3 protein-coding genes and 2 rRNA genes are annotated in these 15,634 nt (G+C 63.7%); all 5 read left to right on the top strand.

The genetic code is table 11. The features are described from left to right. A 23S ribosomal RNA gene (locus F4036_11515) occupies nt 1-1,867 on the top strand; the annotation flags it as partial. A gap of 91 nt (nt 1,868-1,958) precedes the next feature. Continuing rightward, a 5S ribosomal RNA gene (rrf, locus tag F4036_11510) occupies nt 1,959-2,074 on the top strand. A gap of 72 nt (nt 2,075-2,146) precedes the next feature. After that, nucleotides 2,147-3,160, top strand: a complete 1,014-nt coding sequence (locus F4036_11505; GenBank protein MYK38366.1) for a hypothetical protein — start codon at nt 2,147-2,149, stop codon at nt 3,158-3,160. A gap of 106 nt (nt 3,161-3,266) precedes the next feature. Beyond that, nucleotides 3,267-5,612 (top strand): TonB-dependent receptor, encoded by a 2,346-nt coding sequence (locus F4036_11500; protein ID MYK38365.1) that lies wholly within the window; start codon nt 3,267-3,269, stop codon nt 5,610-5,612. A 200-nt stretch (nt 5,613-5,812) separates the two neighbouring features. Then, a complete protein-coding gene (locus F4036_11495; GenBank protein ID MYK38364.1) occupies nt 5,813-15,571 on the top strand; it encodes an SDR family NAD(P)-dependent oxidoreductase in 9,759 nt (3,252 codons plus the stop codon). Nucleotides 15,572-15,634 lie beyond the last annotated feature (63 nt).

Raw genomic sequence — 15,634 nt, 5'->3', positions numbered from 1 at the left:
GCCCAGACAGCCAGGAGGTTGGCTTAGAAGCAGCCATCCTTTAAAGAAAGCGTAACAGCTCACTGGTCTAGTCGGCCTGCGCGGAAGATTTAACGGGGCTTAAGCCGTATACCGAAGCTGCGGCTCGATACTTTCTTCGGATCGTATCGGGGGTAGGGGAGCGTTCTGTAAGCCAGTGAAGGTGCGTCGCGAGGCGTGCTGGAGGTATCAGAAGTGCGAATGCTGACATGAGTAACGATTATGCGGGTGAAAAACCCGCACGCCAGAAGCCCAAGGTTTCCTGCGCAACGCTAATCGGCGCAGGGTGAGTCGGCCCCTAAGGCGAGACCGAAAGGTGTAGTCGATGGGAAACAGGTCAACATTCCTGTACCGGCCGTAACTGCGATGGGGTGACGGAGAAGGTTAGGCCTACCGGGCGTTGGTTGTCCCGGGGAAAGTAGGTAGGCGGGCGCTTTTGGAAAATCCGGAGCGCCGTTAACGCCGAGATACGAGACCACCGGCATTGCCGGGAAGTGGCTTACACCATGCTTCCAGGAAAAACCTCTAAGCATCAGGTTACGGGCGACCGTACCGTAAACCGACACAGGTGGGCAGGGAGAGAATCCTAAGGCGTTTGAGAGAACTCGGGTGAAGGAACTAGGCAAATTGGTACCGTAACTTCGGGAGAAGGTACGCCTTTGACGGTGACGGGACTTGCTCCCTGAGCTGTCGGAGGCCGCAGTGACCAGGTGGCTGCGACTGTTTACTAAAAACATAGCACTCTGCTAACTCGCAAGAGGATGTATAGGGTGTGACGCCTGCCCGGTGCCGGAAGGTTAAGTGATCTTGTTAGCCCTTTTGGGCAAAGCTCGTGACCGAAGCCCCGGTAAACGGCGGCCGTAACTATAACGGTCCTAAGGTAGCGAAATTCCTTGTCGGGTAAGTTCCGACCTGCACGAATGGCGTAACGATGGCCACACTGTCTCCACCCGGGACTCAGTGAAATTGAAATTGCTGTGAAGATGCAGTGTACCCGCGGCTAGACGGAAAGACCCCGTGAACCTTTACTACAGCTTTGTACTGGATCTTGAGCCAGCTTGTGCAGGATAGGTGGGAGGCTTTGAAACGAGGACGCCAGTTCTCGTGGAGCCAACCTTGAAATACCACCCTGGCTTGTTTGAGGTTCTAACCCAGGCCCGTTATCCGGGTCGGGGACAGTGCATGGTGGGTAGTTTGACTGGGGCGGTCTCCTCCCAAAGAGTAACGGAGGAGCACAAAGGTACCCTCAGCGCGGTCGGACATCGCGCATTGCGTGTAAAGGCATAAGGGTGCTTGACTGCGAGACGTACAAGTCGAGCAGGGACGAAAGTCGGTCTTAGTGATCCGGTGGTTCTGTATGGAATGGCCATCGCTAAACGGATAAAAGGTACTCCGGGGATAACAGGCTGATTCCTCCCAAGAGTCCACATCGACGGAGGAGTTTGGCACCTCGATGTCGGCTCATCACATCCTGGGGCTGTAGCAGGTCCCAAGGGTATGGCTGTTCGCCATTTAAAGTGGTACGCGAGCTGGGTTTAGAACGTCGTGAGACAGTTCGGTCCCTATCTGCCGTGGGCGTTGGAAACTTGAGGGGAGCTTCTCCTAGTACGAGAGGACCGGAGTGGACGTACCTCTGGTGTTCCGGTTGTCACGCCAGTGGCATTGCCGGGTAGCTATGTACGGAAGGGATAACCGCTGAAAGCATCTAAGCGGGAAGCCCACCCCAAGATTAGGTTTCCCGGATCTTCGGATCCCTGAAGGGCCCTTGAAGACTACAAGGTTGATAGGCTGGGTGTGGAAGCGCGGCAACGCGTGAAGCTAACCAGTACTAATTGCCCGTGCGGCTTAAACCGCGTCACACCGAAGCATTCCCACCCCCAACATTGCATGGAACAATCCTGGGCGCGTCCCCGATTTGAAGGGACGCGCCACCTTTTTCGCCTGGTGGCAATAGCGGACGGGTCCCACCCGATTCCATTCCGAACTCGGAAGTGAAAACGTCCAGCGCCGATGGTAGTTCGGGGTCTCCCCGCGCGAGAGTAGGTCACCGCCAGGCATCTAATTACTGCTGCTTGAAGCGAGGGCCCCCGCGCCCTCGCGCAGCAGCGCGCATCAAGCGTCACGCTGTATGAGCCTGTCCCGGGAGATGATCATGCGTATTCCGACGACCGCCGCTCTGTGTCTTGCCCTTGCACTGCCCGTGCAGGCACAGACCTTCGGCAAGACGGAACTGGATATCCATCTTGCGCTGATCATGGAGTGGTGGCCCGGCGAATACGACAATCACGAACAGATCGTCCGTCAGTCCGGCGGCGGCCTTTCGGTTCCTGTTTACGATCCCGTTTTCCGTCTTCATTCCCATTACGTTCGCCTGGACCTGCCGGAGCTGGGCGAGAACGTTCTCTACGTCGAGGAGTACCGGAACAACGATCCCTCCAACATCTCGCGAATCCGGGTCTATGCGCTTTCCGTCGATGAGGAGGAACAGGCGGTGAGGGTCAAACTCCACGCGTTCAGGGACGGCCATGACCGCATGATCGGCGCCCGGCTCGACCCGGAACGGCTGGCGGCTGTCGACGCGCACGAGTTGCGCCCGTTCTCGGACGCATGCGATGTATATATGCGCTTCGACGGCGGTCAGTTCTCGGGCGGCATGAAACGGGAATCCTGCGGCGACGAGGCCTGGTTCGAGTATCAGGTGGTGCTTGGCCCGAACCACTACTGGACTCGCGACCGGCAAATCAGCCGGGAGACGGGCGAGGTGACCTGGAACGAGACCGGGGGCGACCGGTACGACTGGATTCAGGCGACGAAGGCCCGCTGGTTCATCTGCACGGTCAACTACAACCTTGACGGCGACATGCTGAACACGGAGTTCCTGACCGAAATCGAACTGCACGATCAGGGCGGGTCGGCCGACATCGAGTGGCCCGACGGCCGCACGATCGAGTTCCAGCTGCACACCCGCGAATTCGCCTCTCCGTCGGACCGCGTCTTCCCGCTTTTCCGCGTTCACGAAAAGGGAAACCATGTGCCCATTGCCTACGCCTGGGCGGTGGACGACGCCGACCGGTTCGGCATCAACCTGGGATGGCTCTACGCGTTGTGCCGGGACAAGGAGCAGGGCGCGCCGCAGCCATGATCCCGGCGCTGGCCGGCTGAACACCCAAGTGCAGCTATAATTTTTGCCGACTGGCGCCTCGGGGGTAAGGCGCTTTTTCCACAGGAATCAAAGGGGACTTGCCGTTATGACAAGAAAAACCACGTTGCTCGCGTCCGTGTTGGGCGCGGCACTGATTGCCATATCCTACGACTCCGCGCCAGCTTTCGGCCAGGAACTCGCCCTTGAGGAGATCATCGTCACGGCCCGAAAACGGGAAGAAAACCTGCAGGACCTTCCCTTGACGGTAACGGCGCTGACCAATGACGACATTTACGAACGCGGTGTCGCCAGCATTCTTGACCTGGCGGACTATACGCCGGGGTTCTACACCGAAACGGTCGGCCGCCGGGACTCGAATCCGTATTTTCGGGGCCTTGTCGTCAACACCTCGGTGGTTGACCGTCAGAATTCTTCCGTGTTCGTGGACGGTTTCTTCGTCCTGGGCACGGCCGCTACGTTCGGCTTCAACAATATTGAACGGGTGGAAGTTCTAAAGGGGCCTCAGTCGGCGCTCTTCGGCCGCGCGACTTTCGGTGGCGCCGTCAACTACATAACCAAGTCGCCCGGTGACGAGCTTGCAATCGATGCCGACTTCGATCTGGGCGAACACAGCCGCTCCGATGTTGCCGTGACCGTTTCCGGCCCGCTGTTTGGTATGGACACCGTGAAGGCCATGGTGAGCGTCCGTTCCTACAGTTTTGGCGGCGAGTGGAAAAATGTGGCGATAGGAGAGGACAACGCCACGATCGGCGACGAAAAGACGAGGGCCATCTCCGGCAAGTTGTTGTTCGAGCCTGCGGAAAACCTCACGCTTGCGTTGTCCGCATCCTATGCGGAAGACGATGACGGCCCGCCGCCGACCACAAGCCTGCCCGATGCGCTGGACAACTGCCTGTTCTACAACTCCACCATTCCCGTGGGCTACGTTTGCGGGGAACTTCCGGACGACATGGATACCATCGCACAGAACAACAAGAGGGTCGAGGAGCGATTCGGCGTCCCGGTCGGACAGTTCCAGGTTACACGCCGCTACACGGCTGAACTGGATTATGTGACCGACAACGACTGGGAATTCGAATTGCGAGCCGGCACGAATCAGCAAGTCTTCGAAGAGCTTCACGATGCAAGTTGGAGCGAAAGCATGGGCGTTCCCAATGGCTTGGGCGGGACCGGCGGGCTGGTCTTCGGTTCCGTCGGCCAGCTCGAAGCGAACCGCGCCTGGCAAGGTTTCCAGGACAGAAGCCTGCAGGTGAAGGTCACCGCTCCGGGGTCCGACAGGTTGTCGGCTTTCGTGGGCGCCTCGTATTATGAGCACGACCTCGTCAGTCGTAACCTGCGGCTAACACCCTCTCGCCCACACGGCGAAGCCGGTGGTTCCCGCCATATTGAAAATGTCTCCGTTTTCGGCAGTGTCACCTACAGCCTTACCGACCAACTCTCCCTGGGCCTGGATGTTCGCTGGCAGGAGGACGATGTGCGGGAGAGCACTGCCACGTTCTTTCCCCAATCGCCGGCCGAGATTCCGCAATTGGGATCAAGCAAGAACATTGAAGCGTACCGGTTCGACACCGCGAGCTTCGAGCGCACCCTGCCGCGTTTCATCGTGGACTACAAGCCGAGTGAAGACGTCACCCTGTACGGCGTCGTATCGCAGGGCAACAAGCCCGGGTACTTCAACAATCGCGCTGTCGCACTCAACCTCGGCATAGATCCGGCCGTGAAGGAAGAGACCCTCTGGAACTACGAATTGGGAGCCAAGACTCTGTGGATGGATGGGCGCCTGCTGCTCAATGCGGCCGCGTACTACCTGGACTGGTCGAACCAGCAGATCCGCCAGACGTTCCTGAACGCCCAGGGTCAGGCCTCGACCATTGCCACCAACGCGGGCAAGACAGAGGTTTACGGGTTGGAACTGGAATCCAGCTTTGTCGTCTCGGAGCGGTGGGTCCTCTCCGGCTCCGTTGCCTTCGCGGATCCCGAGTACAAGTTCTTTGTGGAGGAAACCTTTGCCCCGCAGCTTGGCACGGAGTCCGATCTTGCCGGCAACGAGCCCTACCGCTATCCCGATTGGCAGATCCAGATATCGGCGAACTACAACCAGTCGGGCGTGATTAACGACTGGGATTTCTTCGCCCGAAGCGATCTGAACATGACCGGGGAACGCTGGTCGGAAATCTACAACCTGTCCTACATCGGCTGGGAATACAAGTGGAACCTGCGCGCGGGCCTTGAGAACGCGAACTGGAAGCTGACGGCGTACGTCAACAACATTCTCGATGACCGCACGCTGGCCGGCTCGTTCCGCTTCCGCGACCTGCGACGTTTCGTGCGCTTCGATCAGACCACGGGTTCGTACACCTTCCCGTACGCGCAACTGGTCAACCTGAATCGCGGACGTCACTTCGGCGTGAATGTAAGCTACAGCTTCTAACGTTTTCGCACCGCGTCACCTGAAAAAGCCCCGGCCAGTTCCGGGGCTTTTTCTTTGGGCGCGATGACAGTCAACCGAGAAACGTAGAACCCCTGGCTGGCGGCGGGGAGATGTGGAACGTTTTTGACTTAAACTGACAGCACAGAACACGATGCCGCCATCGGCGGTTTGGAACGGGGGGTTCCTGGCGAAATCTCGTAATGGCGACGCGCAAATCCTCTTCTTCGGCCCGACCCGCCGAATCCGAAGCACCCGGAACGGAACAGCCCGGATCCGGCGAACCGATCGCCGTGGTGGGCATGGCCTGCCGTTTCCCGGGAGCGCCGAGTATTGAGTCCTTCTGGCACTTGCTCCAGGAAGGCGGCAACTCCGTAAGCGAGTGGGTGCCCGGGTCCGGGCACGAGCGTTTCGGTCAGCTCTTTCCCGACGATGCGTTGCGCAGCGAAGGCTGCCGCTTCGGGGCATTCGTTGACGATATCGACCAGTTCGACGACTCGTTCTTCCGCATATCTCCGGTCGAGGCGTCCCTGCTGGATCCGCAGCAGCGGATGATGCTGGAGACGAGCTGGCAGGCGCTCGAGGACGCCGGCATCGACCCCGACCGGCTCAAGGAGAGCCGCACCGGCGTCTATACCGGGATCAGCAACGACGAGTATCGAATGCTGGTCGTGGACTCGAGCAAGCCCGCCGAGGCGGCCTCCTGCCTTTACGCCCTGAGCGGAACCAACCTGAACGGCGCCGCCGGGCGGGTCTCGTTTGTGCTCGGCCTGATGGGTCCGGCGAAGGCGGTTGACGCCGCCTGCGCCTCATCGCTGGTGTCGATACATGACGCGGTGGCGGACCTGCAGCAGGGCAAGGCGGACCTGGCCATTGCGGGCGGGGTGCAGGCCATCCTGAACGGCCGGATTTACGAATTGCGCGCCGACGCGATGATGTTGTCCCCCGAGGGGCAGTGCAAGACCTTCGATGCTTCGGCCGACGGCTATGTTCGCGGAGAGGGTTGCGGCGTCGTTGTTCTGAAGCGGCTGAGCGAAGCGGAGGCGGACGGCGACCGGATCTGGGCCGTCATCCGCGGCTCCGCCGTGAACCACGGCGGCGCCAGCGTCGGCCTGACGGTCCCCAACACGCCAGCGCTGGAAAGGGTGATCGAGGAAGCCCTGTCACAGGCAGGCGTCCAGGCCCTGGAAGTGGATTACCTGGAAGCGCATGGAACCGGTACCACCGTTGGCGATCCGATCGAAATCGACGCCGTGTCCGCCGTCTACGGCCGGGCGCGCAAGACCGACAATCCGCTGCTGATCGGTTCGGTCAAGACCAACGTGGGTCACCTGGAGTCGGCGGCGGGCGTGGCGGGGCTGATCAAGGCCGTGCTGGTCGTGAATCAGGGCGTGATCCCGAAACACCTGCATTTGCGGGACCCCAATCCGCGCGTCGACTGGGACAGCCTGCCGCTCAAGATCACGACGGAAATGCTGGACTGGCCGGGCAATGGAAGCCGGCCGCGCCTGGCGGGCGTGAATTCCTTCGGGATTTCCGGCACGAACGCTCACCTTGTGGTGGAAGAACACCGGGGTCCGGACGGACAAGGCGACGGAGGTCGGGACGACCTCCCTCCCGGGTTGAGACGCGACATAGCCGATGTAGCTGGGCCTGCGAAGGCGGTAGCGGTTTCGATGCCGGAAGGCGTTTCCCACCTGCCGGCTCCGGAACAGCAGTCCACGTCGCGCCGCTCGCGTCTTCTGCCGCTCTCGGCCAAGTCTCCCGCCGCACTTGGAGAACTCGCGGCACGCTACCTGGATTGGATTGCGGAAAGGGAAAACGAGTTTTCTCCCGTCAATGCGGCCCCGGATCCGTTGCTTTCGGACATGGCCTGGACCGCGAGCGTGGGACGAAGCCACTTTGATGTTCGCGAAGGCGTCGTTTTTCGGGACGCGGAATCCCTGCGCTCGGGACTGCAAGAGGTGGCCCAGGGTGAAGAGAGGCCGGTCACGCGCGGACCGGCCACGATTGCGTTCGCGTACACGGGCCAGGGGAGCCAGTGGACCGGGATGGGGCTGGCGCTCTACGAGAGCGAGCCGGTTGCGAGGGCGGTATTCGACCGTTGCGAGGCGGTGTTCGTCGAGGAGCGGGGCGCATCCCTGCTCGATCTGATGTTCGGCCGTGATGGCGCGCAGGGGGATCTCGCGGACACGGCATGGGAGCAGCCGGCGCTCTATGCGCTGGAGTGCGCGATCACCGCGCTCTGGGCAGGTATCGGTATTCAGCCGGCCGTCGTGCTGGGTCACAGTGTGGGCGAACTGGCGGCCGCACAGGCGGCGGGCGTGTTCAGCCTGGAGGACGGCATGCGCCTTGCCGAAGCGCGGGGCTCGCTACTGTCGGCGACCAAACCAGGCGCGATGGCGGCGGTCTTTGCGCCAGCCGAAAAGGTTGCTGCCGAGGTGGAATCTGCCAACGCCGCCGCCGGGGGCGTCGGCGTGAATATTTCCGGCTACAACGGCACGCACCAGGTGGTCAGCGGCCCGATAGCGGAAATCGAAGAGATATCCGGACGTCTGGAGTCCCTGGGTGTGCGCGTGCGGCGCCTGAATACCTCAAGGGCTTTTCACAGCGCCCTGATGGAGCCGGCGCTGGACGACCTGGAAGCGGTACTGGACCGCTTGTCGGTCGAGGCGCCTGCCGTGAATTTCGTCAGTAACCTGACCGGCCGCGTGCTCGGGGCGGACGAGCGGCTGGACGGCGCCTACTGGAGGCGGCACGCTCGCGAGGCGGTCGCATTCGTGGATGGCGTTCGCACGCTGGACGAGCTTGGAGTGGACCTGGTCATCGAGATCGGGCCGCGGACGGTACTGTCTTCGATGACCCTGTCGGCATGGCCTGAAGCGGCTCAAGGGTCTGCGCCGGCTGTCATGGCAAGCCTGCGGCCGCTCGCGGACGGAGCGTCGGCGACATCGGACGATGGGGCGTTCGCGGAAGCGGTCGCAGCCGCCTACGAGATCGGACTGCCGATTCAATTCTCCGGACTGTTCGCGGGCGAGAACCGGCGCAGGATTTCCCTGCCGGGCTATCCGTTTCAACGACGCCGTCACTGGCTGGAGGCTCCCGCGGCACGACGCGGGAGCTCGGGTCATCCCCTGCTTGGCGTGCGCCGCGAATCCGCCGCCGGCGAAATAACCTATGAAACCGAACTCTTCCCATCCGACCCGGCCTGGATGAGCGATCACCGGGTGTTCGGCAGGATCGTGGCGCCGGGCGCGGTCTATGGATCGATGGTGGCATCGGCAGCGCTTGCGGAAGGCAGCGGGTCAGTGATCGTTGAAGACATGCAACTGCACAATGCGCTCGTCTTCGAGGAGGAGAACGAGGAAGACCCGACGGCAGCCGCGAGGACAGTGCAACTCGCAATCGACAAATCCGACCCGGCGGCGCCCGGGACCGTTCGGATATTCAGCAAGGGCATCGAAGGGGACTGGACATTGCATGTCGAAGGTCGCCTGGTGGATGCCCGGTCGACGACGGACGACGCCGAGTCGATCGATCTCGAACAACTCAGGGCCAACCTGAAGCCGGCGGATGTTGACGCGTACTACCGCCAGAGGGCCGGCACCGGCGTCAATCTCGGACCGTTCTTCCGCACGCTGAAGCAGGTCTGGTCCGGCCCCGGCGAGGCCCTGGCCGAGGTGTCGCTGCCCGAGGCCTTCGAAAGACACGGCCTGGACATTCATCCGCTGGTCCTGGACGGTTGCTTCCAGGTGTTCGGCACGGCCCGACAGCTCTCGGAGTCCGAGGGCACCGCCGCCTATCTTCCCTTCGGCTGGGAGCAACTGTGGCTTGCGGGTCGGTTGCCGGACCGCGTCTACTGCCACGTGCGCCTGAGCGACGTGTCGCGCGACGCGGATGCGGACCCTGACGCAGCGCCGGAGACCCTGAACGGCGAGCTTCGGATCTATGACCCCGACGGAACTCTGCTGGGGCGCCTGGACGGCTACTCGATCAAGCGCGCGACGCGGGCGGCACTGTTGTCCGCCATTGAGGGCGTACAGGAACTCCTGTACGAGGTGGACTGGCGCGAGCAACCGCTTCCGCCCGGAATCGTTTCCGCCGATTTCTTTCCGAAGCCCGCGGCGGTCGCAGCCGGCACGCAACTGTTTGCCGATTACCTCCGGGAGGCGGGAGTCGATCCCCAGGGCCGGAACGATCTGCTCGAGGACCTTGAGCAATGGTCGCGCTCGCGCGCGCTTGCAACCCTTGAGGAATTGCGATGGCAGCGGAAGAAGGGCGACGTTGTCGACCCGGAACAATTGCGGCAGGAAATGGACGTTCTGCCCGAGCACTCGCGCCTGTTCCGCCGCATGTTCGAAATGCTCGCCAGGTCCGGGGTGCTGGAAGAAACCGATGCGGGTTTCCGCGTGCTCCTGGGGCCCGACGATCCGCTGCCCGAGGAGATGCCCCGGGATCTGGATGAGTGGGCCGAGCGGATGAGGGGAACGTATTCCCACGGTCTCACCGAAGTCGGGCTGTTCGAGCGATCGGGCAAGGCCCTGGGCGACGTGCTTCGCGGCAAGGAGGATGCCCTCACCCTGCTGTTCAGCAGCGGCGAGCCGACCGCGGCCGACCTGTACCTGAAGGCGCCGGTGGCCCGTGCGGCGAACGGGTTGCTGGCCGAGGCGGTGCGCGCCCTGGTGGCCGCGCTGCCCGGCGACCGGCGCCTGCGGGTGATCGAGGTCGGGGCGGGCACCGGCTCCGCAACCGCTTCAGTCCTGCCGGAACTTCCCGAGGGACGTTTCGATTACGTCTATACGGACATTTCCGCGGGCTTCTTTGCCGAAGCGGAAGCGAGGTTCGGCGACGCCGGCGGCTGTATCCGGTATGTCCCCCTGGATATCGAGAAGGACCCCGTCGCGCAGGGCTTCGATCCTCACGGTTACGACCTGATCATTGCGTCGAATGTTCTCCACGCAACAAGATATCTGGAAGAGACCCTGACATATTGCCGAGAACTACTCGCACCGGCAGGGCAATTGGTCGCGCTGGAGAACCTCACCGGGCTGGGCTGGATGGACCTGACCTTCGGACAGTTGGACGGCTGGTGGCGGTTCGCCGACGACTACCGTCCCCACCATGCGTTGGCCACGCCCGAGATCTGGAGGCAGGCGTTGGGCGATGCCGGTTTCGAGTCAGTGGAAGTGCTGGGCGTCGACGAGAACGACCCGAACCGGACCCTGGACAAGGGCGTCATCGTGGCCCAGGGACCCGCGAAGGTGAGAGAGCCTGCGGGCGTATGGATTGTGGCTGCGGACTCGCAGGGTTTGGGGGCCGGGCTGGCGAGCGACCTGGCTGCGCGCAACCAGACCGTATTGCTGGCCGGCGCGGATGCGCCGGCGAACGGCAAGCAGCCGGCGAGCGGTCCGGGGGTGTTCGAAATCGCCGTGGAACCGGACGACAGGGATTCCTGGCGCTCGCTGATCGAGAGTCTTCCCGGCGACGCGCCGCTCGGTGGAATCGTGCATCTCGCCGGACTCGACGGCGGTGGGGAGGGGGCCTCGACCGAAGATATGGCGGATGACGTGCGACGGGCGGGCGCGAGTGCGCTGGCGCTGGTGCAGGGCGTGATCGACTCGGACACGGTGCCGGAAAGGGGCCTGTGGTTCGTGACCCGTGGCGCGCAAGTCCTGGAGCGCGAGCGGGGCGGCGAACCCGCGGGCTCGGTACTCTGGGGTTTCGGCAAGGGCGTTGCCCGCGAAGCGCCGCACCTCAAGCCCAGGATGCTCGACCTCGATCCGGACCCGGGCGCCGCATCCGATCTGGTCAATGAACTCATGTATCCGGACCCGGAGGATCACATTGCGCATCGTCGCGGCCGCCGGCTCGCGGCCCGCCTGGTTCGGGAGGGCGCCGGCGCGGAGCGGCTGGATCTGCCCGAGGAACCGGACTGGGTGCTGGCGCCCGATCCGGACGGCGTTTTTGACAAACCCTTTGTTCAGACTCTGCCGGAGCGATCCCTTGAGTCGGAAGAGGTCCGGGTGCAGGTGGAAGCCGCCGGACTCAACTTCTGGGACGTTTTCCGGTCGCTCGGATTCATCGAGGAGGGCATGCTCGGCCGGGAAATGTGCGGTTACGTCCTGGAAACAGGCTCCGACGTGTCCCGCGTGAAGGCCGGCGACCATGTGGTCGGAATGGGCTTCGGCGCGTTCGGCGGTGAAATGATCACGCACGGGGAACTCGTCGCTCCTGCGCCGGACGGATTTTCGGTCAGCGAACTTGCGACGATCCCCAGCGCCTACGTTTCGGCAGCGCTGTCCTTCGAATTCACGGGGCTTGAAGCGGGTGAGCGGGTCCTGATCCACGCCGGCGCGGGCGGTGTGGGCCTGGCGGCCATCCAGTGGGTCCAGGCCGCGGGGGCGGAGGTGTTTGCCACCGCCAGCGCGCCCAAGCGGGACTATCTCCGGTCGCTGGGCGTGAAGCACGTTTTTGACAGCCGCACGACGGCCTTCGGCGAAGAAATTCTCGAGGCCACCGGCGGCGAGGGCGTCGATGTGGTGCTGAACAGCCTCACGAGCGAGGGCTACATCGATGCCAGCTTGGCCTGCCTCAAGCAAGGTGGCCGTTTCGTGGAGATGGCCCGGCGGGACATCCTGAGCGAGGATGAGATGGCGGCCGTGCGGCCCGACGCGCCCTACCACATCCTGGAACTGGATGTATTGAAGAAGTCCGAACCGGCCCGGGTCGGCAAGGTCCTGCGCGGCGTAATGGCGCGCGTTGCAGCGGGTGAGCTGAAACCGATCATTCACAGCAGATGGCCGCTGGCCGAAGCGGGCGCCGCACTGAGCTTCATGCGCTCGGCCCGGCACCTCGGAAAGATTGTGGCGACAAACCCGCCGGTCACGGACGGCCACCTGCGGCCGGACCGTACCTACCTGGTGACGGGCGGCCTGGGAGGAATCGGTTGCGCGGTGGCGGATTGGCTCGCCGAACGCGGCGCGGGGACCATCGTGCTGAATGGACGGCGCGCCCCCGACGAAGCCGCCGAGAAGACCATCGGCGCGCTCAGGGACCGCGGCGTGCGGGTAGAAGTGGAATTGGCGGACGTGACCGATACGGCGGCGATCGATCGGATGCTGGCCCGCATGGACGAGGAGTTGCCGCCCTTGGCAGGCGTGATACACAGCGTGGGCGTGCTGTCGGACGGCGCGCTCACCAACCAGAGCTGGGAGCGCTTCGAGCAGGTGCTTTGGCCGAAGGTGCTCGGCGCCTGGCATCTGCATCGGGCGACACTGGACCGCGACCTGGACATGTTCGTGTTGTTCTCGAGCCGGGTGGGCGTCATGGGCAACCCCGGCCAGGCCAACCACGCTGCCGCCAATGCCTTCCTGGATCAGCTCGCCGGCCATCGCCGGGCGCTGGGTCTCGCAGGCCAGGCCATCGCCTGGGGCGCATGGTCGGACATCGGCGAGGCGGCGGAGCAGCGCGAACGTATAGACAGCCAGCGCTCGGCGCTGGGCGGACGCTGGTTCACTCCGCAACAGGGTATCAGGGCGTTCGATCGTCTGGTGCGCCAGGACGCCACCCATTCCGTCGTGATGTCCATGGACTGGTCGGTCTTCGCGGAGGCCGTTGAAGAACCGCCGATCCTCGTGGAGGACCTGTTGTCCGCCGCTACGGAGGACAAGGCCGATCCCGCGGCAGGGCCAGGCGATCTGCTGTCGATGCTGAGGAGCTCGCCCGCGGCGGAGCATGAAGATCTGCTGGCTTCTTTCCTGCAGGAGGAAGTGCAGGCGGTACTCAGGTTGCCGTCGGCCCCGGCGCCCACGGTCGGGTTCTTCGATCTCGGTATGGACTCGCTGATGGCGGTGGAACTCCGCAACCGGGTGAACCGGGCGTTCGCCGGCGAGTACGTGGCGTCCAACACCGCGGTTTTCGACTATCCGGACATCACTCAGTTTGCGGCTCATATGGCCGAACAACTCGGCGATCTGGGGACCGCACCCGCGCCCGCTCCGGCGGCTGCCCCTGCACCCGCTCCCGCGCCTCAAGCCGAGCCGCAGCCGGAACCTCGCCGGCGAGCGGAGCCGGATCCGCAACCCGCAGCCACTGCGCCGCGCGAAGAAGAAGGCATTGCCATTGTGGGCATGGCCTGCCGTTTCCCCGGGGCGCCGGACCTTGCGGCATTCTGGCGCCAGCTCGAAGGCGGCGGCACCGGAATTACCGATGGCCGAGCGGGTTCAGGTCCCTGGTCCGATAGCGCGCGAGATTTGCCGCCCGAGTTCGCCGCCTACCGCAAGGGCGGGTTCGTGGACGAGATCGACAAGTTCGACGCGAGGTTCTTCCGGATTGCGCCGATCGAGGCGCGCATGCTGGACCCGCGCCAGCGAATGCTGCTGGAGACGAGCTGGCAGGCCGTGGAAGACGCGGGAATGGACTCGGACCGCTTGCGCGGGAGCCGAACCGGCATCTACGTCGGCCTGGCTTCCAGCGAGTACCGGGACCTGATGAAGTCCCGCGACAGGGGCGTGAGTTATCTGGGCACCGCCACCAGCATGACGGTGGGGCGGGTTGCCTATCATCTGGGCCTGGAAGGCCCGGCGGTTCCGGTGGAGCTGAATTGCGCTTCGTCGCTGATTGCCGCACACCAGGCGGTCATGGCCCTGCGCTACGGCGAAGTGGACCAGGCCCTGGTGGGCGGCGTGAACACGCTTCTTTCGCCCGCCGTGACACGGGAGATGGCGGAGTTGGGCATGTTGTCGCGCCACGGTCAATGCAAGGCTTTCGACGCTTCCGCGGACGGTTTTGTCAGAAGCGAAGGCTGCGGCATGCTGGTGCTGAAACGGCTCGATGAAGCCGAGGCCGACGGCGACCGCATCTGGGGCGTGATCCGCGGCTCGGCGGTCAACCAGAACGGCGCCAGCGCAGGTCCCACAACTCCCAATGGCCTGGCCCAGCAGCGGGTCATCGAGACGGCGCTCTCCAGGGCGAACATGGCGCCTTCGGCGGTGGACTACCTGGAGGCGCACGGGGCCGGCTCCGCACTGGGAGACCCGATCGAGGTGCAGGCCGCGGCCGCGGTCTACGGAAAGGGACGCGAGTCCGAAAGGCCGCTGCTGATCGGCTCGGTGAAAGCGAACATCGGCCACCTGGAAGCGGCCGCCGGCGTCGCCGGACTGATCAAGGCGGTGCTGGCGATGAGGCGCGGGCTGATTCCCGGCCAGTTGCACTTCAACGCCCCGAACCCGAACCTCGAATGGGACGACCTTCCGGTACGCGTCGTTTCAGGCGCGACGCCCTGGCCCGGCCACTCCGAAAGGCCGCCCAGGTCGGGCGTGAGCGCATTCGGAATCTCGGGAACGAACGCTCATGTCGTGCTGGAAGGGCACGCCGCGAACGGAACCGGTCCCGGCGGCGCGATCGATCCCGCGGGCGCCCCGATGCGCGTATCCGAGTTGGAGCGTTCCGGGGACCTGGACCCGTTGCGCGGCGAAGGTCCTGACGACCGGAGCGTCAGGATGCTCCCGCTTTCGGGCAAGTCGGAGGACGCCCTTCGGCAATTGGCGCAGCGGTATCTCGAATGGCTCGACCGGCGCGCGGAAGAGGTGTCTTCCGACGTGGACATGAAGGCCCTTCTGGCCGACATGTCATGGACGGCGGCCGTGGGACGAACTCACTTCGATTTCCGGGCCGGCCTGGTATTCGAGGATGCCGAATCATTGCGGCAGGAACTCAGGTCGCTCGCAAACGGCGGCGATCGGGGAGCACAGAGTGCCGCTGGTGCGTTGCCGGTAACCGGGACGGAGGCGAAAAACGCACCCGACTCCGGGAACGGCCGGTCGTTTGTCGCGGCAGCCGCGAAGGCGTACGAGGCCGGGCTGGCCGTTTCCTTTAACAGCCTCTTTGCCGGCGAGGAGCGCCGACGCATCTCGCTGCCAGGCTATCCTTTCCAGCGCCGAAGCTACTGGATCAATTCCTAGTACCGCGCGGGTTGTGAGAATTCGAGTATGATTGCGCCCGCATCCGAAACAACTTTTGATTAG

Source organism: Gammaproteobacteria bacterium (assembly GCA_009845905.1).
In the GTDB taxonomy this organism is placed as follows: Bacteria; Pseudomonadota; Gammaproteobacteria; order Steroidobacterales; family Foliamicaceae; genus Foliamicus.
Note: the sequence above shows the minus strand (reverse complement) of the source record. Positions and strands in the feature narration are given on the sequence as shown.

Coding starts and splice junctions, on each gene's coding strand:
- F4036_11495 (MYK38364.1), top strand. CDS start 5,813: ATGGCGACGCGCAAATCCTCTTCTTCGGCCCGACCCGCCGAATCCGAA.
- F4036_11500 (MYK38365.1), top strand. CDS start 3,267: ATGACAAGAAAAACCACGTTGCTCGCGTCCGTGTTGGGCGCGGCACTG.
- F4036_11505 (MYK38366.1), top strand. CDS start 2,147: ATGAGCCTGTCCCGGGAGATGATCATGCGTATTCCGACGACCGCCGCT.